The organism is Sphingomonas sp. NY01, from assembly GCF_038809135.1.
Lineage (GTDB): Bacteria > Pseudomonadota > Alphaproteobacteria > Sphingomonadales > Sphingomonadaceae > Sphingomonas > Sphingomonas carotinifaciens.
The window spans coordinates 2,574,019-2,596,576 of the sequence record NZ_CP101722.1; the positions used below are offsets into that span (position 1 = coordinate 2,574,019).

Sequence of the window (22,558 nt, forward strand, 5' to 3'; positions counted from 1 at the left end):
GCGCAAGTCCAACGCAAACGATCGCATGCTGTAAGTGAATGTCCCGCTTGGCCGGGGTATAGCTTTTCTTGTTATCCCTACTAAGATGATGGGATATGCTGGCCGGTAAGGAAGGAGGACTTCGATGACGCAGACCACCGCCATTCCCGCCCGCTCGACGCTGTCCGATGCGGTGGATGCGCTGTCCTCCGCCCGCCGCGACTGGCGGGGCCGCCATCCCGCCAGCACCGCGCGTTTTCCCGCCCGCGGCGCGGTCGAGCGGGTGGTGGAACTGCTCGCCGCCGCGCTCTATCCCCGCCGGCTCGGCGGTTTTCGCGGCGCCGTCACCGAGGAAGATCATTTCGTCGCCGCCAAGCTGATCGCCGCGCTTGGCGAGCTGGAGCGCGAGATCGAGAACGAGCTGGCCTATTGGCAACATGAGTCGCAGGCCCGCTTCGATGCCGATCAGGCCGCGACGATCACCCGCCTGTTCGCCGCCGGTCTGGGCGAGGTCCGCCGCCTGGTCGACAGCGATGTCGAGGCCGCGTTTCTGGGAGATCCCGCCGCGCGCAGCGTGGACGAGATCCTGCTCTGCTATCCCGGTGCCATCGCCAGCCTGCACCACCGCATCGCGCATCCGCTCTACGAACTCGGCGCGCCGATCGTCGCGCGGCTGATCTCCGAACTCGCCAACGAGCGCACGGGCATCGACATCCATCCCGGCGCCACCATCGGCGAGCATTTCTTTATCGACCACGGCACCGGCGTCGTCATCGGCGAAACCGCGATCGTCGGGCGGGGCGTCCGCCTCTACCAGCATGTGACGCTCGGCGCGCGCAGCCCGCTGGGTGCCGCGCGCGCCACGCCCCGCGACCGGCTGGCCCGCCATCCGATCGTGGAGGACGATGTCGTCGTCTATGCCGGCGCCACCATTCTCGGCCGCGTCACCATCGGCCGCGCGGCCACCATCGGCGGCAATGTCTGGCTGCTGTCCGACGTGCCCGCCGACGCCATCGTCACCCAGCCCGAGGCGCAACGCCTTGACCGCGGCGCGCGCGACCGGATTCGCGAAACCCTGGCCGAGGCGGTCGACTGATGGAGCGTGCCCGCCCCGTCATCGGCGTCCTGTGCTGCAACGAGGTCGCCGGCCGACCCGTCCAGGCGGTCGCCAGCCGCTTCGTCACTCCCCTCGCCACGCTGGCGCACGCCACCGTCCTCCTCGTCCCCGCCATGAGCGACGCCACCGACGCGCGCCAGCTCGCCGCCCTGTTCGACGGACTGCTCCTCACCGGCTCGCGCAGCCACGTCTCCCCCACCCGCTACGGCGGCACCCCGCTTGCCGCCGGCCACGCCACCGACCCCCAGCGCGACGCCGTCGCCCTCGCCCTGGCCGGCCGCATGATCGAGATCGGCAAACCCGTCTTCGGCATCTGCCGCGGCCTGCAGGAGATCAACGTGCTGTTCGGCGGCACGCTGACCGGCGGGGATTGCGCCGACCGGCATTTCCGCGGCCCCTGGGACGGCGACTATGCCGCCATGTTCGGCCACCGGCACGAGGTGCAACTGGCGGACGGCGGCCGGCTGGCGCGTGCCACCGGCACCTGCCGCCTGTCGGTCAATTCGGTTCACCAGCAGGGGATCGACCGGCTGGGCTGCGGCCTGAGCGTTGAGGCTCGTGCGGTCGATGACGGGCTGGTCGAGGCGGTGTCCGCCCGCCCCTGCGGGGCTGAGGTGCTGGGCGTGCAGTGGCATCCCGAATGGGAGGCCGACCGCTGCGCCAACAGCCGCGCCTTTTTCGCGCTGGTCGGGGATGCGCTGCGCGGCGGCGCCCCTGCGCCCACACCCGTTTCAACAAGGAGGACCTGATGAAGAAAGCTTTCACCCTGGCGACGCTGGCCGTCGCGACGATCGGTCTGGCGGCCTGCGGCGGCTCGGGGTCGACGCAGAACTCCGCCGACACCGTCGCGCTGAACGCGGACGAGGGGACCGTGGACGAGAACCTGACCGCGATCGACAATTTTGACGCCGGAAACCTGTCGGCCGGCGAGGACAATCTGTCCGCCACGGCGGGCGGCAATACGGCGCTCGCCAACGGCCTCTGATTTCCCTTTCGCCGCCCCTTCTCTCCGGCGGCACCCCTATCGCCTGGAATGCTCCCTAGGCGTAACCTCCGCCCGGCGCGCAAGCGTGCCGGGCATTTTTTCGCGTGCCCCGCCCCGTTGGGGAGAGGGCGTTGGCCTGCACGCCTTGCTTCGGTTACACCCCCGCCCATGCGGCCACGTTTCCCTGCCTTCCTCCAGCCTGTTTCGGTTTCGGTCACCCTGCTCCACCGGCTGGCGCTCGCCCTGTTCCTGCTGCTCGCCCCATGCCTGCTGCCAACGACGCCGGCCGCCGCGCAGTCGCCGATCGCCACCCTGTCCGGCCAGTTGTCGCAGGCGGAGGCCGATCTCCATGCCGTCGACCGCGCGCTCGACACGCGCCTCGACGACGACGACCGCGATACGCAGCGCACCAAGGCGCTCGCCGCCCAGGCGGCGGCCACGGCGGCGGCCACTGCGCTGGAGGACCAGTTGAAGCTGGTCGATGCACGCCTCGGCGGGCTGGGAGCCGCCACCGCCAACGAGGCCCCCGACATCCGGCGCGAACGCGCGAACCTGAACCGGCAGCGCGCCGCCATCGACGCCACGATCAAGCGCGGCCGCCTTGCCGGCGTCGAGGCACAGCAACTGGTCGACGAAATCGACCGCAGCAAGGCCGAACAGTTCAACGAAACCATCTCGGCCCGCGTCGCCTCCCCGCTGTCGCCCGGTTTCTGGCACGCCGTGTTCACCGCCATCCCCCGCGACATGCGCCGCGTCGAACTGTTCCTGACCCAGGGGACCACCCAGATCCGGGCGCAGTGGCGCGGCGGTTTCCCCTGGCAGGCGCTGCTCGGCACGGTGCTGGGATTGGCGCTGGCCATGCCGATCCGGCTCGCCGTGCAGCGGCTGGGCCAGCGTCACCTGATCGACGGGGCGCCGGGTCACCGCGTCCGCCGCTCCGCCAATGCGCTGTGGCGGGTGCTGATCGGCACGCTCGCCCCGCTGCTCGGCGCCACATTCTTCGTGCAGGGGCTGCGCTGGTCCGGGCTGCTGCCCGATCGCTGGGGCGATCTGCTCGATGCGCTGGTGCTGGCGGTCGGCTTCGGCAGCTTCACCGCCTCGGTCAGCGGCGCGGTGCTGATGCGGACCCAGCCCTCGTGGCGGATCGCGCCACTGGACGACGAGACCGCGACCCGGCTGCGCCCGCTCTCCTGGGTGCTGGCCGTTCTTGCCTTTCTCAGCATCCTGGCGACCGCGACGATCCGTATCGTCGGCGTCAGCGCCGCGCTGAACGTCGCGACCCAGGCGGGCGAGGCCTTGCTCCACCTGCTGCTGATCGCCGCCTTCCTGTTCGCCATCGGCCGCCTGCGTGCCGACCGCGCCGCGCGCGACGATGCCGTCAGCCAGTCGACCAGCGCCGGGCTGGGTGCCGCCACCCTGCTCGCCTGGATCCTGGTCGGTGTCGCGTTGATCGCGCTGCTCCTCGGCTATATCGGGTTCAGCCTGATCGTCGCGCAGTTCATCGCCTGGGCGACCGTGCTGGGATCGGCCGTCTATCTGCTCCTCGTCGCGGTGGACGACATCGCGACCAGCGTGTTCACCCGCGACAGCCGGGTCGGCATCATGCTCACCCGCGCGCTCGGCGTGCGCGGCAGCGCGGTGGACCAGTTCGGGCTGCTGCTGTCGGGTAGCCTGCGTATCGCCCTGGTGATCGTCGCGCTGGTCATGCTCGTCTCGCCCTTCGGAGCGGGCGGCGGGGTGGACACGCTGTTCGGTCGGCTGGGAGCGCTGGCGAAGGGCATCCAGTTCGGCGGCATCGCGATTTCGCCGGGTACGATCCTGCGCGGGATCGTTGCGCTGTTCCTGGGGCTGGCGCTGGTCCGCCTGTTCATGCGCTGGCTGGAAACGCGCTACCTGCCCGCGACCGACCTGGACGGGTCGGGCCGCAACTCGGTCAGCCTGGTCGCGCGCTATGTCGGGGTGGCGCTGGCGGTGGTCTGGTCGCTGGCGTCGCTCGGCATCGGCATGGAGCGGATCGCGCTGCTGCTGTCCGCGCTGTCCGTCGGCATCGGCTTCGGCCTTCAGGCGATCACGTCCAACTTCGTGTCCGGCCTGATCCTGCTGGCCGAGCGCCCGATCAAGATCGGCGACCTGATCCGCGTGGGGCTGGACGAGGGCGATGTGAAGCGGATCAGCGTGCGATCGACCGAGATCGAGCTGGCCGACCATTCCACCCTGATCGTTCCCAATTCCGAACTCATCACCAAATCGGTGCTCAACAAGACGCTGGCGAGCCCGCTGGGCCGCATCCAGATCCAGTTCTCCGTCCCCCTGGGATCGGATGCGGAGGCGGTGCGTGGAATCGTGCTCGACGCCTTCACCGCCGAGGAGGCGGTGCTGGCGGATCCCGCGCCCGCCGTGTTCATCGATGCGATCACCGACGGGCGCATCCTGTTCAACGCCTTTGCGCATGTCGCGACACCGCGGGCGGCTTATGGCGCGCGCAGCAACGTGTTCATGATGCTGCTCGCCCGCTTCCGTGAACAGGGGATCGATATCGGCACCATTCCGCAACGGCTGGAACTTATCCGTCCCGATCAGCCGCCTGCTTGATCTGGATCACGCCCCGCCCATCGGCTATCGCGCCGCCGTGTCGCCGCCCGATCCCCCGTCCCCGCCCGCCGGACTGGAGGCCGTGTTCCTCGCGAACCGGCCGCAACTGCTGCGCTTTCTGGCCGCGCGCGGTGCCGGCGACGCGGCGGAGGATCTGTTGCAGGACCTGTGGATGAAGGTCGCCGCCGCCCCGCCCACCCGGCCGATCGCCGCGCCGCTCGCCTATCTCTACCGCGCCGCCGACACGCTGATGATCGACCGCTACCGCGCCGAGCGCGCCCAGCGCCGGCGCGAGGATGCCTGGGGCGATGCCACCGGCCCCGCCACCCCCGGCCAGTCGGACGATCCGGCGGGCGAGCGCGTCCTGATCGCCCGCGAGCGTGCCGCCGAGGCGCAGGGCGTTCTCCAGTCGCTGGGCGACCGCGTCGCCCGCGTGTTCCGCCGCCACCGGCTGGACGGCGTCGCCCAGCGCGACGTGGCGCAGGAAAACGGCGTCAGCCTCAGCACCGTGGAAAGCGACCTGCGCAAGGCGTCCCGCGCGCTCATCGACCTGAAGGAGCGATGGGATGAGGTTTGACGCCCATGTCTCCGTCCTTCACCGCAGGAGGCCATGATGGCAGGTGACGGCGATGACGAGACGGCACGCGATTGGGCGATACGCAGCGCCGATCCCGCGTTCGATGACTGGGACGCGCTGACCGACTGGCTGGCGGCCGATCCTGCGCGCGCCGATCGCTATCACCATGCCGCCGCGAACCTGGCGGACATGACCGACCTGCTGCGTCATGCCCCGGTGGCTGTCCCCGCGCCCACCCCCGCCTTTGCACCAACGCGCCGTCGCCGCTGGTGGCCTGCCGGTGTCGCCGCCGCGGCGGCCGCCGCCGCTGCGGTATTCTTCCTCGTCGGCGACCCTGATCCGGCGGCGCAGCCCTATGCCGTGGAGACGGCGGCCGGCGCCACCCGCACCGTGGCACTGGCGGACGGCAGCCGCATCGCGCTGGCCGGCGGCACCCGCCTGATCCTCGACCGTGCCGATACCCGCCTCGCCGCGCTGGAGCGCGGGCAGGCGCTGTTCACCATCCGGCATGACGCGCAGCATCCGTTCCGCGTCCGCGTCGGGGGAGAAGAACTGGTCGATACCGGTACCGTCTTCGATGTGGCGCGCGCCGCCACCGGCCTGCGCGTCGCGGTGGCGGAAGGCGGGGTGATGGTCGACCCTGCCGGCGAGCGGCTCGCGCTCGGCCCGGGCGACCGGCTGGAGGTGAAGGGCGCGCGCCGCGTGGTGTCGCACGTCGCGGTCGCCTCGGTCGGGGCGTGGGAACGCGGACAGCTCAGCTATCTGGCGACCCCCCTCGGCACCGTCGCGGCAGAGGTCGGCCAGGCGCTCGGCCTGCGCATCACCGTGGCCCCCGCGGTTGCCACCCGCCCCTTTACCGGCACCGTCGCGCTGGACGGCATCCGCCGCGATCCCGCCAGCCTGGGGGCGCTCGTCGATGTGGCGATGGTCCGCCGCGGCGACGGGTGGGAGCTTGGTCCGGGGTCCTGATGCGGCACCTCCTGCTGACGGCCGGATTGATCGGGGCGGCGCCGGCAATGGCCGGCGAGCCCCGGATCGCGCTGCCCGCCGGCCCACTGGGCCAGGCGGTCGCCGTTCTCGGTCGACAGCACGGCGTCAGCATCGCGGTCGACCCCGCCTTGTGGAGCCGCCCCGTCCCTTCGATTGCCGGTCGCCTGTCCACCCGCGCCGCGCTGGATCGGCTGGCGCAGGCGAGCGGCGCGCAGGTTCAGCGGGCGGGTGCGACGATCTGGCGCCTGTCCCCCCGCCCCCGACCGGCACCCCCGCCGCCGCGCCCCTTTGTGCCGTTGCCGACCGAAGAGCCCCCCGGCGAGATCGTCGTCATCGCCAGCAAGCGCGCGGTGCCGGCGCGCTGGTTTCCCGGCACCGCGCTGCGCATCGATGGCGGCGATCTGGCGTTCGGCGGCGGCGCGGGCGGCACCGAACGCATCGTCTCGCGCACCGCCAGCGTCGGCTCCACCCATCTCGGACAGGGTCGCAACAAGCTGTTCATCCGCGGCATCGCCGATTCCAGCTTCACCGGCCCCGCCCAGGCGATCGTCGGCCAATATTGGGGCGACCTGCGCCTGGGCTATAACGGCGCCGACCCCAGCCTGCAGCTTTACGACGTTCGTGCGGTGGAGGTGCTGGAGGGTCCACAGGGCACGCTTTACGGATCGGGCGCGCTCGGCGGCATCATCCGCATGGTCCCCGCCGCCCCCGACGCCACCCGCCCCGGCGCCAGCCTGACCGCCGGCCTGTCCTCGACCAGCGACGGCGAGCCCGGCGGCGACATCGCCGCGATGCTCAACCTGCCCGTCACCGATAGCGTCGCCACCCGCATCGTCGGCTACGCCAGACGCGAGGGCGGCTATATCGACAAACCCCTGCTCGGCCGCGACAACGCCAACCGCGTCGCCATGGCCGGCGGACGCGCGGCGATCGGCTGGCAGGTCGCACCCGACTGGTATGTCGAGGCATCGGGCGCCGGCCAGTCGATCGACGGCCGCGACAGCCAATATGCCGACGAGGCCGCACCGCCGCTGGTCAACAACCGGGCCCTGCGTGAAGGCTATCGCACCGGCTTCGGCCTGGGCCAGCTGGCGATCACCGGGCGGATCGGCGGCGTGTCGCTGCGCTCCGCCACCGGCATCGTCCGGCAGTCGCTGACCGAGCGCTTCGATGCCACCCTGCCCGGCGGCGACCCGCAATTGCTGGTCCAGCGCCAGACGACGCGGATGCTGACCTCGGAAACGCGCGCATGGCAGGCGGGCCGCGATGGCAGCGGCTGGGTCGCGGGGTTGAGCCTGATCGACCATCGCCGCGACCTCGACCGCCGCTTCGTCCCCCCGATCGGCCTCACCCCCACCATCCGCAGCGGCGAGTCGGTCACCGAGGCGACGCTGTATGGCGAGGGCGCGGTGGCGCTGACCCCTCGCCTGCTCGCCACCGCCGGCGGGCGATTGACGCAGGTCGAGTTGCGCGGCCGTGCCGACGAAGCGGCACCACTCGCCCTGCGTGCCGCCCCGGAACTGACCGATACCCGCACCATGCGCGTCGCCCTGCCCTCGGCGGCACTCACCTGGCGCCTGCCCGCAGCGACGCTCTATGCGCGCTATCAGCAGGGGTTCCGCCCCGGCGGCCTGGCGATCGAGGGCGAGACGGTGCGCCATTTCCTCAGCGACCGGCTTTATGCGCTGGAGGCGGGCGCCCGGCTGGGCGACGAGGCGGGCCGCTGGTCCGCGCAATTCGCCCTGTCGCGCAGTCGCTGGCACGGCATCCAGGCCAATTACCTCGACCCCTGGGGCCTGCCCTCCACCGCCAATCTCGGCGACGGCACCATCTGGTCGGCGACGCTCGGGCTGCGCTGGCGCCCGGCACCGGGCTGGCAGATCGACGCCGCCGGCGCGGTCAACAGCAGCCGGGTCACCGCCTTTGGCACGGGCGCGGCGCTGTTCGCCAGCGCGCGTTCCCCCTGGGTTGCCGAGGCGCTGTCACAGGCCGCGGTCTCCGCGCTGCGGCTGGGCGGCGACATCCCCAATGTCGCGGACTGCACCGCACGCCTCGGCGTCGGCTACCGCGCCGCGCTGAACGACCATTGGGACATCGCGGTCGATGGCTGGGCGCGCTATGTCGGCCGCTCGCGCCTGGGCATCGGCCCCTATCTGGGCGAGTGGCAGGGCGATTATGTCGACAGCGCCGCCACCGTGCGCATGAACAGAGGCCCCTTCGGGATCTCGCTTGCGATCGACAACCTGACCGACACGCGCGGCAACCGCTTCGCGCTCGGCACCCCGTTCCGCGTCGGCATGGGGCAGGTGACGCCGCTCCGGCCGCGCACCCTGCGCCTCGGGCTCGACGCGCGCTTCTGACCACCCGATCAAGGCTGCACGCTTTCGGCTCCGTCTGGTTCCACAAAGGGACAGAAAAAGGGTCTTCTCCATGCGTACCTGCCTCATGGCGTCCACCGCCATGCTTGCCGTATCTGCCATGCCCGCTGCCGCGCAGACCAGCATCGCCACCAAGCAGACCGCACCGCTGCGCACCGCCACCGTCAAGGGCGGCGCGGCGGATGCCATCACCATCACCGACAAGGGATCGGTGGAGATCGCCACCGGCACCGCGGTCACGCAGGATAGCCGCAACGCCGTCGTCAACCAGGGCACGATCGCCATCCGCGACGCCAATGGCGCGACCGGCATTGCCGCGACCGCCGGGGGTGGCGGCATCACCAACAGCGGCAAGATCACGCTGGACGAGACCTACAAGCCCACCGACGACGACAAGGACGGCGATCTCGACGGCCCCTTCGCCAAGGGCAGCGACCGCGTCGCCATCCGCGTCACCGGCGCCTATGCCGGCGACATCACCCATGCGCAGGCCGGCGTCATCACGGTCCAGGGCAATGACTCCGCGGGCATCCGGGTCGACAGCCCGCTGACCGGCAACCTCGTGCACAACGGCACCACCACCGTGACCGGCGACCGCGCGGTCGGCGTGCGCACCGGTGCGGTCACCGGCAATGTCCGGCTCGCCGGCGCGATCGGCGCCACCGGCCTGAACGCCAGCGCCGCGCGGATCAAAGGACCGGTCAGCGGCCGGCTGGAGGTTCAGGGCACGCTGACCGCGACCGGCTATCGCTCGACCACCCTGCCCGCCTCGGTCGACAAGCTCGATGCCGACGATCTGTTGCAGGGCGGCCCGGCGCTTCTGGTCGCGGACAATGTCGCAGGCGGCATCATCTTCGCCGTGCCCCCGCGCGACGCCAGCCCCAGCGACCGCGACGAGGACAAGGACGGCATCGACGACGCGCAGGAGGGCACCGCCCTCGTCACGTCCTTCGGCGCTGCCCCTGCCGTGCTGGTCGGCGCGGCGGACCGCACGGTCGCGGTCGGTGCGCTTGCCGGGCGCAGCGACGGCTTCGGCATGGTGATCGACGGCACGATCCAGGCCGGTGGCGTCTACAAGGGCATCACCGCGCAGGCTCTCGTCATCGGTGGACAGGGCGGTACCGTGACCATCGCCGGTGGTCTGGGTGTGGCAGGGCGCGTCGCTGCCGTGGCGAACGGGGCCAGCGCCACCGCGATCCGTATCGGTGCGGGGGCCAGCGTGCCGCAGGTCAACGTCACCGGCACCGTCGCGGCCAATGGCGGCGATACCGCACAGTCGATCGCCACCGCGCTGCGCATCGACACCGGCGCCACCGTGCCGCTGATCCGCAATGCCGGCACGATCCAGGCGACCGCGGGCGGCGCCGATGCGACCGCCATCGCCATCCACGACGCATCCGGCACCGTCCGGACGATCGAGAATAGCGGCGTGATCGCCGCCACCGGGGGTCTCGCCACCGCCGGACGTTCGGTCGCGATCGATGTGTCGGCAGCCACCGGCGACGTCACCATCCGCCAGTCGGGCGTGGCCGGGGCCGCGATCAACGGCGACATTCGCTTTGGCGGCGGCAACGACACGCTGGATATCCAGACCGGCACCGTCGCCGGCACGCTGCGCTTCGGCGCGGGCAACGACACCATGATATTGGCCGGCACCAGCCGCTTCGCCGGCACCGCCGATTTCGGCGGCGGCGCGGACGTGCTGCGCATCGGCGACACCGCCGGCTTCCGCGGCGCCCTCGCCAACGCCGCCGGGCTGGCGGTCAATCTGGCCGGCGGCACGCTTGCGCTCACCGCACCGACGCACATCGCCTCGCTTTCCATGGGCGCCAAGGCGACGCTGGGCGTGACGCTGGACGGCAGCACGCGCACCACGCCCGCGCTCGACGTGATCGGCGGCGCGACCATCGAAAAGGGTGCGACGCTGGCCGTCGGCATCACCAGCCTGACCGGGGTGGAGGGCCGCCACGTCGCACTTCGCGCCGGTACCCTCGCCGGGGTGGAGGGGCTGACCCTGTCCGCCACCTCCATCCCCTTCCTGTTCAAGGGGACGCTGACCGCCACTGCGAATCAGGTGAGCGTCGATATCGCGCGCAAAACCACCACCGAACTCGGCCTGCGTCGTCAGACCGCGCAACTGTACGACGCCGCTTATGCCGCACTCGCCACCGATGCCGAATTGGGCAATGTCGTGCTGGGGATCTCGGACGGCGCCGTGTTCCGCCGCACCGTCGACCAGATGCTGCCCGACCAGGCCGATGGCACGTTCGAGATGGTCACCATGGGTTCGCGCGCCATCGCCCGCGTCATCGCCGACCCCACCGGCCTGCTGCGCCAGGAGGGCGATTGGGGCTATTGGATCGCGCCCGCTGCGTGGCAGTTGAAGACGGGCAGCGTCGCCAGCGGCGGCTATGACGTGTCGGGCTGGGGCGCGGCCGGCGGCGTCGAGCGCGCCACCGGCATCGGCCATTTCGGCGTCGCCCTCGCCTATCTGGACGGGCGCCAGACGATGAAGGCCAACGCCAACCGCGTGAACAGCGGCCAGTACGAGGCGGCCGGATACTGGCGCGGCAACTGGGGCAGTTTTGCCGCCAATGCCCGCATCTCCGCCGCGCGCGTGAACTTCGATGGCGAGCGCCGCTTCCTCGGCACGGCCGGCACCACCCAGGTCAATCGCCTGGCACGCAGCGACTGGAACGGCGATCTGTTCTCCGCCTCGGGCGCCATGTCCTATGAAATGGGCGGCGAACGCTTCTTCGTCCGTCCTGTCGCCGCGATCGATTACTACCGCCTGAGCGAAAAGGCGCATGCCGATCAGGGTGGTGGCAAAGGCTTCGCGCTGCGCATCGACACGCGCACCAGCGACGAACTGGCCGGCACCGCCAGCCTGGCGGCGGGCATCGATTTCCTTGGCAATTCGCGCAACTGGATGGGCCAGGTCGTCAACCAGAGCTGGTTCCGCGTCGAGGTCGAAGGCGGCCGGCGCGAGATCCTTGCCGGTGAACTCGGCGCCACCACCGGTCAGTTCGAGGGTGGGCAGCGCTTCACGCTTGACCCGACGCAGCGCACCAGCGGCTGGATCGGCCGGGTCCGTGCGATCGGCGGCTCCTACGGCTTCCGCCTGGCGGGCGAATTCAACGCCGAGGAGCGGCAGGACGATCTGGCGCTGTCGGTTCGCGGCAGCCTGCTCGTCCGCTTCTGATGGCTCGCGCGATGCGCCGGCATCTTTCTGCCCGTTTGTTTCCAATGGCGGCCTAGCAGCAGCGAAGCGGCGTCTGACACGGCAGCTTCGCTGCACGGCGCGGTGCCCCCCATCACCGCGCCGGCCCATCTCCCCACGCGCCGCGATCCACCCGAAACGGGTCTGTCACCCATTGTTAAACCTCTGACCTGAATACCTATATTCTCGCCTGATCGTTGTCGCGCGGTCGACATCACCGGCAGATGATTTGGGGGACTTGGGGTTGGGACGGTTGGATCGCGGAGGTTTCGGCAAGGTCACCGGGCTGCCCCCCGCCGCGCTGGGTCCCGATCGGCGCAGCCCGCTGCTGCACGAACTGGGCGGCCCGTGGGACGCCTCGGCTGGGCCGCCGCTGTCGGAGGTACTCAGCCGTGCGCGCATCGGCATTCTGCACCGCGACGTCGATCTACGCGTCCTGGCCGTCAATGGCTGTTTCTGCGACCTGATCGGGCGCTGCGCCGACGTGCTGGACGGTGTGTCGATGGAGGCTTTCACCCATCCCGACGATGTCGCCCGCAGCAGCGCGCTCTACCGCGCGCAACGCGAACGCGCCGAGCCCTTTCGCATCGAAAAACGCTATCGCCGCCCCGATGGCAGCGTGGTGTGGTGCGCCGTCCATGTCTCCTTCCTGTGCGATGCGGACGGCCATGTCGCCTCCACCATCACGGTCGCGCAGGACATCACCGCGCAGCGCATCGCCGAACAGGAGTTGCGCGAAAGCGAGGCGCATTACCGCCACACCGTCGAACTCAATCCCCAGATCGGATGGACCGCCAGCCCGGACGGCGCGATCCAGACGGTTAGTCTGCGTTGGTCCGACGTCACCGGCTGCACCTCGAACGAGGCGCTGGACGCGCGCTGGCTGGACGCGGTGCATCCCGACGACAAGGGCCGGGCCATCGCCGTCTGGCGGGGGGCCGTCGCCAGCGGGGAGCCGATCGACATCGAATACCGGCTACGCACCCCGACCGGCGCGTATCGCTGGTTCCGGTCGCGTGCCTCCGCCCGACTGGACGAGCAAGGCCGGGTCGTCCGCTGGTACGGCACGCTGGAGGATATCGACGATCGTACCCTGGCGCAGGAGGCACTGCGCGCCAGCGAGGAGCGCTTCCGCCTCGCCGCGGAGGCCACGGGCCTGGGTATCTGGGACTATGACGCGGTGCGCGACCGCCGCGCATGGTCGCCCGAGTTCAAGGCGATGCTCGGCCTTTCCCCCGATGCCGCCCCCGAAGTGGCCACCGCGCTCGCGCTGGTCGTGCCTGAGGATCGCCACCTGCTTTCCGCATTGGTGGAGGCGGTCCGCGCCGGTGACAGCGCCTATCGCTTCGACGTGACGCTGCGCATCCGCCGCGCCGACACGGGTGAGGAACGCTGGATGCGCACCGATGGCTGGCGCATCCAGGCTCCATCCGGCACGCTGGCGCGTGTCCTCGTCACCGTGCGCGACGTGACCGAGGAGCGGACGGCCGAGGACCGCATCCGCTGGACCGCCAATCACGACGCGCTGACCGGCCTGCCCAACCGCGCACATTTCACCATGCATCTCGACGCCGCGATCGAACGGGCCCGCGCCAGCGGTCGTCGCCTTGCGCTCGCGCTGTTCGACGTCGATCACCTGAAGGAAACGAACGACACCATCGGCCATGATGCGGGCGACCGGCTGCTCTCCACCTTTGCCGCCCGCCTTGCCCGGGCGTTGGGCGACGATGCAGTCCTTGGCCGCCTAGGTGGCGACGAGTTCGCCGCCTTCATCCCCCTGGCCCCCGATCAGGACGTGGATACGGTGGGCGACACCGTGCGTGCCGCCCTGCGCGCGCTCCACGAACCCTTCGCCCATGACAACCACATTCTCGATTGCCAGGCGACCGCCGGCGCCTCGCTATACCCGCGCGACGGCGGCGACACCGCCGACCTGCTGAAGGCGGCGGACATCGCGCTCTATGCGGGCAAGGCGCGGCACCGCGGCACGCTGTCGCTGTTCCGGCCGGAGATGCGCGCGCATCTCCAACGCCGCGCCTCCATGCTCGGCATCGCCCGCGCCGCGGTGCGCGACGCGCGCATCCTGCCCTTCTACCAGCCCAAGGTGTCGCTGCACGACGGCCGGATCACCGGGTTCGAGGCGCTGCTTCGCTGGCATCACGGCCATCACGGCATCCAGGCGCCCGAGACGATCGCCGCCGCGTTCGAGGATTTCGACCTTGCCCCCGCGCTGGGCGAGCGGATGCTGGACGGCGTCATCGCCGACATCCGCCAATGGCTCGCCGCCGGCCTCGATCCCGGTCGCATCGCGGTGAACCTGTCGCCTGCCGAGTTCCGTCACGACAATCTGGTGCAGCGGATCATGGACCGGCTCCACCATGCCGGCATCCCGCCCGAGCGGCTGGAGCTGGAGGTGACGGAAACCGTGTTCCTCGGCCGCGGCGCGGAAGCGGTGGGCACGATGCTGGAGGCGTTCCATGCCGGCGGCATACGCATCGCGCTGGACGATTTCGGCACCGGCTACGCCTCGCTCACCCATCTCAAGGACTTTCCCGTCGACGTCATCAAGATCGACCGTAGCTTCGTCGGCAATCTTTGTGCCGGCTCCGGCGACGCCGCCATCGTCGACGCGATCGTCGGGCTCGGCCGCCGCCTCGGCATGGAGGTCGTCGCCGAGGGGGTGGAGACGCAGGCCCAGGCCGATTATCTGCACGCCCAGCACTGTCCCTCCGCGCAAGGGTTCCTGTTCGGCATGCCGATGACCGCCGCCGCGGTCGCCGACCGGCTCACCCCCGCCGCACCACCTCGCGAATGACGAAATGCGACGCCAGCCGCGTGACGCCGGGCAATTGCGCCAGCGTTTCGCGGTGGATGCGCTCGAAACTGTCGTCGCGCCGCACCTCGACGTGCAGCATATAGTCCGCCTCCCCGCTCATCAGGAAGCATTGCACGATCTCCGGCCGGTCGGCGATCTCCCGCTCGAACGCCGCCATCGTATCCTGCCGCTGGTCGCGCAGCGTCACGTTGACCAGCACGATCGTCGGACTGCCCCGCGCCGCATGGCTCAGCACCGCCCGGTACCCCGTGATCACCCCCGCCTCGCGCAAGGCCGCCACCCGCCGATGCGCCGCACTGGGCGACAGTCCCACCCGCTCCCCGATCTGCGCACTGGTCAGATCGGCATTCTGCGTCAAAAGCGCCAGAATCTTTCGCTCGATCGCATCGCTCATAACGATCCTGCGTTACCCGTCTTGAACGCACATATCATGCAGCGAACATAGCAAGGCGGGAGGAGTTTGCGAGCCTCTCCGATCCTGTTGGCGGTACAGCAATGCGCAACACGTTACAGGAGAGACAAGTCATGCGCGTCGGCGTTCCCAAGGAAATCAAGAACCACGAATATCGTGTCGGCCTCACCCCGCCTTCGGTGGCAGAGCTGACCGCCGCCGGCCACAGCGTCGTGGTCGAAACCGGCGCCGGACGCGGCATCGACTTCGAGGATGCCGATTACGTCGCCGCCGGTGCCACCATCCTGCCGACCGCCGCCGAGGTTTTCGCGGGCGCCGACATGATCGTAAAGGTCAAGGAGCCGCAGGCGGGCGAGATCGCGATGCTGCGCTCCGATCACCTGCTCTTCACCTATCTCCACCTCGCCGCCGACAAGCCGCAGGCGGAAGGATTGATGAAGTCGGGCGCCACCTGCATCGCCTACGAAACCGTCACCGCCCCGCGCGGCGGCCTGCCGCTGCTGAAGCCGATGTCGGAGGTTGCCGGCCGCATGTCGGTACAGGTCGGCGCGCATTATCTGGAGAAGTTCCAGGGCGGACGCGGCGTGCTGCTCGGCGGCGTGCCCGGCGTCGCGCCTGCCAAGGTCGCGATCCTGGGCGGCGGTGTCTCGGGCGTCAACGCCGCGCAGATGGCGGTCGGCATGCGCGCCGACGTTACCATTTACGACATCAGCAACGACCGCCTGGCCGAGCTGGACATGTTTTTCTCCAGCCAGATCAAGACCGCCTATGCCAGCAAGGCGGCGATCGCCGCGGCGGTTCGACAAGCGCACCTCGTCATCGGCGCGGTGCTGGTGCCCGGGGCCGCCGCGCCCAAGCTGGTCACCCGCGACATGCTCAAGACGATGAAGCGCGGATCGGTGCTGGTCGACATCGCGATCGACCAGGGCGGCTGTTTCGAAACCAGCCACGCCACCACGCATGAGGACCCGGTGTTCGAGGTGGACGGCGTGACGCATTACTGCGTCGCCAACATGCCCGGCGCGGTCGCCCGCACCTCGACCTTCGCGCTCAACAACGCGACCCTGCCCTTCGCGCTCAAGCTCGCCAATCTGGGCGCCGAGGCGGCGATGCGCGCCGACCCGCACCTCGCCAACGGCCTGAACGTGATGAACGGCAAGATCACCTACAAGGCGGTCGCCGACGATCTGGACCTGCCGTACCAGGCATGGACGGCATAAGGGAACGGATAAGGAACATGTTGGTTGGTCATCGCGAAAGGATACCGATCGCGATGACCGACAATCCCAAGAGCGAACCCTTCTCCAACGCCGAGAAGGACCCCGACGACTGGACCACCGGCGACGAGGCGATGACCGGCGCCCAGGCCAGCTACCTCAAGACGCTGTCCGAGGAAGCGGGCGAACCCTTCGACGACACACTGACCAAGGCGGATGCATCGAAGCGTATCGACGAACTGCAGGCCAAGACCGGTCGCGGGCAGTAAAACCGACCCTTTGTCGTATCCGGGGGAGCGGGGCGCGCCTCGCTCCCTCAAGGCGTCATTTCAAGTTCCCAAGCACGCTCGTCCATTAGTCGACGCACCGCGAGTGGCCAGATGAGGATTTTACCGACATCCTCCTAAGGCATTGAAAAACACTTTTGTTTGGGCCGCTGTCACTGTTGGCAACGCGTGATGTAACATTTTGCCTAGGCGAATGGCAAAGGGCAGGTCGACGTGAGTCCGCAACAGGGACTCGAACCGCCAAGCCGTCATTCGGTCACGTTGACGGGAGCGACCCAGAACCGTTGTTCCGTGGAATGCCATTGGGGATTGCCGGTATGAGGATTGATCGTCGGCCCTTCCCAGCGGTAATCAGAGTGGAAGGCGCGACATGTCCTAGCTCGCTTTCCGTTTGACCACTTGTATCCTAGCTTGATGCCAATGGTAGGAATGCGCTTTGTGTCATCGTTGGGAACGTCAGACAGAACTTGGAATGTGTAACTCTCTCCGGGCAGGAGGGAGACTAGCTCAGTATTTTGATCGGTGAATACATCGCTTTTGAAGAATGGCAGGAAGTGATCTTCCACGACCCTGTTATCGTATCTGTGTGTTTCGGAAAGGCAACTCACGTCGGTAGCGGGAGTTCTGCCGATGTTGGTAGCTTTGACCACAATGGCAGCAGTGTAGCCATCTTCACGACCACTTGCCCAACCCGGCTCTATGGTAAATTGAAGCCATGGGCGTAGATCAATCTCTGCGGCTTCAAATGCTTTCTTTGCATACCGGGCTGCTAGGAATGCTGCCACAGCAGTAAGGAGGCCGAGAGCCGCCCCGATGATCCCAAGCCAAAAACTGGCTTCGGACCATTTCAGGGCCGATGCTGAAACATCGACAGCGGACCACTGAGCGCATAACTCCGATGACCGATCTGACGGCTTGCCCAAGCATCCTCTATCCTGATCAGGAACTGCTGCGGCTACAGCCGCTTGTGCCTTGCTCGATGGATACTTGGTTTGCACGGCTGGCGCGTTCGCGGCACCTAGCAGCAACACCAAACCCGGCATTAGCAACCGCTTCATGGATATGTCGTCTCCATGTCTCGACCAGAGTGGGCGGCAGCGTCCTGGATTAGAGCATCCCCCATAGCCACACACCCGGTAGCATAGACCAATTTGTAGTTATCTTCTTTCGACCCCTTTAAGAATGGAGCTAGCTTCAAAATCGACTCTAGCAAAGTCGGATGGTCAAAGGTCAAAGGTAGCGCCCTATGAGCGAACACATTCCTAACATCCTTGATCGCGTTAAGGCGTCCATGCATCAAGGGGCCATAAATACCAATCGCCATGCCTAACTGTATCTTAGCAGAGAAGGTAGAGAATGGCGCACTAGGTCCAGTGAACCACTCACCCGCTAGCTTGGCTCCCGGATCAATTAAGCGGCATTTGATCGCCTGCGTAAGGTAGTGCTCAACCAGACCCCCGCCCATGATGGCACAACCCCGGTCATCAGCCTCGAAGTGTAGCATCTTCAAATAAGCGGGCATGTCGGCCGGATCGGGTATTTCAGACATAAGCTGCTGTCGGGTAGGCTTCTTAACTCCGCGAGCAGCCGTATGCTTAGCTCGATCCTTGCTACCTCCTGCCATCCGCAACTCCTATGCGACCCGCCTACGGCCTGATTTTGACAGGGTTTCGCGAGAGGGCAATCAGACAAGAATGGGCGACCGTTTCCCCCGTATTCCTACCCAGCCGCTGGCAAATATGACACGCCTGCCCGACCTGTATTATCGCGCACGGTTCTCCATCCTGCCTAGCGCGTCACAGTAGCAGGATCATAGCTGGATCGGCGATGTTTAGAATAACCAAAAGAGCATTTGCGGTTGTTCGTCGTAAACCAGAACGTCGGCTTTCTACCCCAATCCGGGCATTCTCGGAATTTGATCGCTTTTAGGACACTCTTGCCCGGAAACGATGATTCAACGAAGTCACTCAACCCCTATCGGGTAACACCGCACCCCGAACACTCACCCCCCGCCCTGCGCCGCCAGCAACCGGTCGAGCACCATCAACCGCTTGGCCACCTCCGGTGCGTATCCGGCCTGCGGATCGGACAGGGCCAGTGCCCGCGCCCATAGCGGCCGGGCGGCGGCGAAATCGCCTGCCCGGATCAGCGCCTGTCCTTCGAAGAACAACGGTGCCGGGTCGCGCGGCCCCAGGCGCCGCGCCTGCGCAAAGGCGAAGCGTGCCGCCGGCGACATCTGGTTCCCGTCATGTCGTGCCAGCGTCGTGCCGAGATGCGTCCAGAACGGCACGCTTCGGGGATTGCCGCCGATCGACCCCAGCATCACCTGCACCGCGCCGCGGTCGCGGCCATAGCGGTTCATCGCATCCGCCGCGGTAAAGATTGCTGCATCCGGTCCGAACCGCCCGAACATCCGGCTGCGAATGTCCAGCAGCCCGTCATCCTCGGCCAGCCCCTCCGCGCGCGGTGACACCGGCGCGCCGGGCACGCCGGGATGCCCCTGCACCGCATAGCCCGCCGCACCCAGCATCAGCGCGGCGCCCATCATCGGCCATAACGGCCGCGCCAGCCGCAACGCCACGACCAGCGCCATCGCGCCCAGCCCGACCAGCAGCAGCATCGCCCAGCCCATCAGCGCTCCTTCCGCCGGAAACTGCCCCGCGCCAGCCATGCCCCCACGCCCAGCAGCAGCAGCGGCGCCAGCCATAACGGCCAGGTCGCCGCCCCCAGCGGCGGGTCATAGGTCACATATGCCCCGTACCGCTCGACCAGCCAGTCGCGCACCGCCGCCGGCTCCTCGCCCGCCGCGATACGCTGGCGGACCAGCGCGCGCATGTCGCCCGCCATCGGCGCGTCGCTGTCCGCGATCGACTGTCCCTGACACACCAGACAGCGAAGCGTCTCCATCAATCCGCGCGCCGCTGCCTCCTGGCGCCCGTCGGGCAATTGCGTATCGGCATATTCCGCCGGGGCCGCGACCTGCGCTGCTACGGGCGCGGTCAGCATCAGTGCGAAAGGCAACAGCCACCGCATCACTGCGCCGCCTTCACCGCCGCCGCGATTCCCGCCACCTGGTCCGGCTGGATATCGCCGACATATTGCCGCACGATCCGCCCGCGCCCATCGATCAGGAACGTCTCGGGCACGCCCGACGACCCCAGCGACAGCTGCACCCGGCTCACCCGGTCGTTGCCGATCCGCGTATAGGGGTCGCCGAAGCGCTTGAGGAAGCCCTGCACCGCCGGCCCGGTGTCGCGGATCGCGATCGCGTCGATCGGCACGCCCATCGCCTTCAGCCGCATCAGTTGCGGTGCCTCTGCCATGCACGGCACGCACCAGCTCGCGAAGACGTTCAGCAGCCGTGCCTGCCCGTGCCCGAAATCGCCGCTCGCCAGCCCTGGCTTGTCCGGCACCACCGCGCCCAGCTTGAACGCCGGCAAGGGCTTGTCGACCAGGGTCGAGCGCACCGTGCGGTCGGCGGGGCGGAACAGCCCGCTCGCCACCACCGCGAACAGCAGCGCGAACGCCCCGAACGGCACCCAGAGCAACCACCGCCGCATCAGTTCCACGCCCTCCGCTGCCGCCGCGTCCGCCACCACCGCCCGACCAGCGCCAGCAACCCACCCAGCGCGATCATCCCGCCGCCGGCCCAGATCAGCGTCACGAACGGCTTCCACCACAGTCGCACCTGCCAGCGCCCCGATCCATCGGGCTGGCCCAGCACGGTATAAAGCTGCCCGTTCCACCGCGTCAGGATCGCGCTCTCGCTGGTCACCGTCGGCGGCGTCGCGAAGAAGCGCGACTGCGGGCGCAGCACCCGCACGCTATTCCCGGTGCGCGCGGTCAGCCGCGCCTGCAAGGCCGACCAGTTCTCGCCTACCACCGGCGCGATCCCGTCCAGCGTCACGCGCCACGGGCCCACCGTCACCGTCTCGCCGGGACGCACCGCCGCCAGCCGCTCGGCGGTGAACGCGCTGTCGCACGCCATGCCCACCAGGCTCACCGCCAGCCCCAGATGCGCGACCACCATGCCCCAGATCGGCAGCGGCGTCCGGCGCAGGTTGCGCCCGCCCAGCGGCATGACGCTCGCCACCGCCAGCCCGGCGGCCAGCGCCAGCCCGAGCAGCGGCAGCACCCCGATCGGCGCCAGCACCAGCAGCGCGACCAGCACCGCCGCGGCGACCCCCGCCGGCACCGCCATCCGCCGCGGCAGCGCGCGGCCGTCGTCCCGCCGCCAGCGCAGCAGCGGCCCCACCGCCATCACCACCACCATCGCCAGCGCGATCGGCCCGGCCGCCTTGTTGAAAAAGGGCGGCCCCACCGACAGTTGCACCCCGAACGCCGCCGCCACGATCGGGTACAGCGTCCCGATCAGCACCACGCCCAGGATCACCGACAGCAACAGGTTGTTGACCACCAGCCCGCCCTCGCGGCTGACCGAGGCGAACACCGTTCCCGCCTTCACCGTGCCGATGCGGCCTGCGAACAGCGCCAGCGCCCCGCCGATATAGAGGGCGAGCAGCGCCAGGATGAACGCGCCCCGCTTGGGATCGACGGCAAAGGCATGGACGCTGGTCAGGATGCCCGAGCGCACCAGGAACGTGCCGAGCATCGACATCGAAAAGGCGACCACCGCCAGCATCACCGTCCACGCCCTGAGGCCGTCGCGCGCCGCCAGCACGTTAACCGAATGGAGCAGCGCGGTCGCCGCCAGCCACGGCATCAGCGAGGCATTCTCCACCGGGTCCCAGAACCACCAGCCGCCCCAGCCCAGTTCGTAATAGGCCCAGTAGGATCCGGCGGTGATCCCCAGCGTCAGGAACACCCAGGCGCCCAGCACCCAGGGGCGCATCGCCCGCGCGAACGCCGGCCCCACGTCGCGCGTAACCAGCGCCCCCACCGCAAAGGAAAACGCCACCGACAACCCGACATAGCCCGCGTACAGCGTCGGCGGGTGGAAGGCGAGGCCGGGGTCCTGCAACAGCGGGTTCAGCCCCATGCCGTCGATCGCCGCGGGTATCCGGTCGAACGGGTTGGAGGAGAACAGCAAAAAGGCATAGAAGCCGAGCGCGATCCCCGCCTGCGCGCCCAGCGTCGCGACCAGCGTCCGCCCGTCCAGCGCGCGCTCGAACCGGGCGACGGCGGCCCCCGCCACCCCCAGGATCGTCACCCAGAGCAGCATCGATCCTTCGTGATTGCCCCAGGCACCGGCGAATTTGTACAGCCACGGCTTGGCCGAATGGCTGTTCTCCGCCACCAGCCGCACCGACATGTCCGATCGCAGGAACAGCGCGATCAGCAGCGCCATCGCCAGCAACGCCAGCGCACCCTGCACGATCGCGACCGCGCGGATGCCGTCGCGCGCCTGATCGCCAATGGCGTCACCGCGCCGCACGCCCAGCACCGCCAGCAGGATCTGCAATCCCGCCAGCGCCGCGGCGAACCACAAGGCGGCAAGCCCGGCCTCTGCGATCACGGCTTCAGGGTCTTCGTTTCGTGCATCTTGCCCGCCATTTCCGGCGGCATGTATTTTTCATCATGCTTGGCCAGGAGGTTGGTCGCGACAAAGCCGCCATCGGGCCGGAACTGGCCTTCCGCCACCACCCCCGATCGCTCGCGAAACAGGTCGGGTACGATGCCCGCATAGACGACGGGCGTGGTGGCGACGCCGTCGGTCACGGCGAAATGCACCGTCACCCCGTCGGCGGCGCGCTGCACCGATCCCGCCGCCACCATGCCCCCCAGCCGCACCGCACGCCCCAGCGGCAGGCCCTGTTTGGCGACATCGGACGGGGCATAGAAGAACGCCGCCTGATCCTTCAGCGCGGACAGCGCCAGCAACGCGGCCGCGACGATCGCCGCCACCGCCAGCAGCGCCAGCCCGAGACGTTGATGCTTTGCGGTCATTTCTCGGCGCGCTTCATCGCCAGCCAGCTGACCAGCGCCAGCACGCCGCTGCCGCCCAGCG

At 68.9% G+C, this 22,558-nt stretch carries 19 protein-coding genes; 11 read left to right on the plus strand and 8 right to left on the minus strand.

From position 1 onward, the window contains the following. The first annotated feature begins 124 nt into the window (after nt 1-124). The 9 genes from epsC (at nt 125) to NPJ82_RS12500 (ending at nt 14,653) form a co-directional block, all read left to right on the plus strand. Nucleotides 125-1,075 (plus strand): serine O-acetyltransferase EpsC, encoded by a 951-nt coding sequence (epsC, locus tag NPJ82_RS12460; RefSeq protein WP_267351336.1) that lies wholly within the window; start codon nt 125-127, stop codon nt 1,073-1,075. Continuing rightward, complete coding sequence (locus tag NPJ82_RS12465) at nt 1,075-1,845, plus strand: gamma-glutamyl-gamma-aminobutyrate hydrolase family protein (protein ID WP_342657567.1); 771 nt, start codon at nt 1,075-1,077, stop codon at nt 1,843-1,845. The genes epsC and NPJ82_RS12465 overlap by 1 nt, the downstream gene beginning before the upstream one ends. Continuing rightward, complete coding sequence (locus NPJ82_RS12470) at nt 1,845-2,081, plus strand: hypothetical protein (RefSeq protein WP_342657568.1); 237 nt, start codon at nt 1,845-1,847, stop codon at nt 2,079-2,081. Before NPJ82_RS12465 ends, NPJ82_RS12470 begins: the two co-directional genes overlap by 1 nt. 168 nt (nt 2,082-2,249) lie before the next feature. Continuing rightward, on the plus strand, nt 2,250-4,673 hold the full coding sequence (locus NPJ82_RS12475) for a DUF3772 domain-containing protein (RefSeq protein WP_342657569.1): 2,424 nt from the start codon (nt 2,250-2,252) through the stop codon (nt 4,671-4,673). Nucleotides 4,674-4,710: 37 nt separating this feature from the next. Next, nucleotides 4,711-5,250: an RNA polymerase sigma factor gene (locus NPJ82_RS12480; protein ID WP_342657570.1), complete on the plus strand. Its 540-nt coding sequence runs from the start codon at nt 4,711-4,713 to the stop codon at nt 5,248-5,250. Between the two features lie 33 nt (nt 5,251-5,283). Next, nucleotides 5,284-6,219, plus strand: a complete 936-nt coding sequence (locus NPJ82_RS12485; RefSeq protein ID WP_342657571.1) for a FecR domain-containing protein — start codon at nt 5,284-5,286, stop codon at nt 6,217-6,219. Continuing rightward, nucleotides 6,219-8,600 (plus strand): TonB-dependent receptor, encoded by a 2,382-nt coding sequence (locus NPJ82_RS12490; protein ID WP_342657572.1) that lies wholly within the window; start codon nt 6,219-6,221, stop codon nt 8,598-8,600. Before NPJ82_RS12485 ends, NPJ82_RS12490 begins: the two co-directional genes overlap by 1 nt. 70 nt (nt 8,601-8,670) lie before the next feature. Then, a complete protein-coding gene (locus NPJ82_RS12495) occupies nt 8,671-11,820 on the plus strand; it encodes an autotransporter domain-containing protein (RefSeq protein WP_342657573.1) in 3,150 nt (1,049 codons plus the stop codon). 271 nt (nt 11,821-12,091) lie between these two features. Next, a complete protein-coding gene (locus tag NPJ82_RS12500; RefSeq protein WP_342657574.1) occupies nt 12,092-14,653 on the plus strand; it encodes an EAL domain-containing protein in 2,562 nt (853 codons plus the stop codon). Here NPJ82_RS12500 and NPJ82_RS12505 read toward each other — a convergent pair. Continuing rightward, a complete protein-coding gene (locus tag NPJ82_RS12505; RefSeq protein WP_112381081.1) occupies nt 14,625-15,068 on the minus strand; it encodes an Lrp/AsnC family transcriptional regulator in 444 nt (147 codons plus the stop codon). The two genes, NPJ82_RS12500 and NPJ82_RS12505, sit on opposite strands and share 29 nt — an antisense overlap. 131 nt (nt 15,069-15,199) lie before the next feature. Between NPJ82_RS12505 and ald the strand changes: the two genes are divergently transcribed. Beyond that, nucleotides 15,200-16,306 carry an alanine dehydrogenase gene (gene ald / locus NPJ82_RS12510; RefSeq protein WP_342657575.1) on the plus strand — a complete coding sequence of 369 codons (1,107 nt, stop codon included), beginning with the start codon at nt 15,200-15,202 and terminating at the stop codon, nt 16,304-16,306. Between the two features lie 53 nt (nt 16,307-16,359). Beyond that, entirely contained in the window at nt 16,360-16,572 is a 213-nt protein-coding gene (locus tag NPJ82_RS12515; RefSeq protein ID WP_174236572.1) for a DUF3072 domain-containing protein, read from the plus strand. A gap of 266 nt (nt 16,573-16,838) precedes the next feature. On the opposite strand, the gene NPJ82_RS12520 is transcribed toward NPJ82_RS12515, so the two are convergent. From NPJ82_RS12520 to ccmE, 7 genes are all read right to left on the minus strand, one after another. Further along, nucleotides 16,839-17,648 carry a hypothetical protein gene (locus NPJ82_RS12520; RefSeq protein ID WP_342657576.1) on the minus strand — a complete coding sequence of 270 codons (810 nt, stop codon included), beginning with the start codon at nt 17,646-17,648 and terminating at the stop codon, nt 16,839-16,841. Then, nucleotides 17,645-18,214: a hypothetical protein gene (locus tag NPJ82_RS12525; protein ID WP_342657577.1), complete on the minus strand. Its 570-nt coding sequence runs from the start codon at nt 18,212-18,214 to the stop codon at nt 17,645-17,647. The genes NPJ82_RS12520 and NPJ82_RS12525 overlap by 4 nt, the downstream gene beginning before the upstream one ends. A gap of 378 nt (nt 18,215-18,592) precedes the next feature. Beyond that, nucleotides 18,593-19,222, minus strand: a complete 630-nt coding sequence (locus NPJ82_RS12530; RefSeq protein ID WP_267351141.1) for a hypothetical protein — start codon at nt 19,220-19,222, stop codon at nt 18,593-18,595. Next, nucleotides 19,222-19,596, minus strand: a complete 375-nt coding sequence (locus NPJ82_RS12535; protein WP_240313396.1) for a cytochrome c-type biogenesis protein — start codon at nt 19,594-19,596, stop codon at nt 19,222-19,224. The genes NPJ82_RS12530 and NPJ82_RS12535 overlap by 1 nt, the downstream gene beginning before the upstream one ends. Before the next feature lie 26 nt (nt 19,597-19,622). After that, on the minus strand, nt 19,623-20,150 hold the full coding sequence (locus tag NPJ82_RS12540) for a redoxin family protein (RefSeq protein WP_342657578.1): 528 nt from the start codon (nt 20,148-20,150) through the stop codon (nt 19,623-19,625). Beyond that, nucleotides 20,150-22,066, minus strand: coding sequence for a heme lyase CcmF/NrfE family subunit (locus tag NPJ82_RS12545; protein WP_342657579.1), 1,917 nt, complete (start codon nt 22,064-22,066; stop codon nt 20,150-20,152). The genes NPJ82_RS12540 and NPJ82_RS12545 overlap by 1 nt, the downstream gene beginning before the upstream one ends. Continuing rightward, complete coding sequence (gene ccmE / locus NPJ82_RS12550) at nt 22,063-22,497, minus strand: cytochrome c maturation protein CcmE (RefSeq protein WP_149680885.1); 435 nt, start codon at nt 22,495-22,497, stop codon at nt 22,063-22,065. Before ccmE ends, NPJ82_RS12545 begins: the two co-directional genes overlap by 4 nt. Nucleotides 22,498-22,558: the final 61 nt, after the last annotated feature.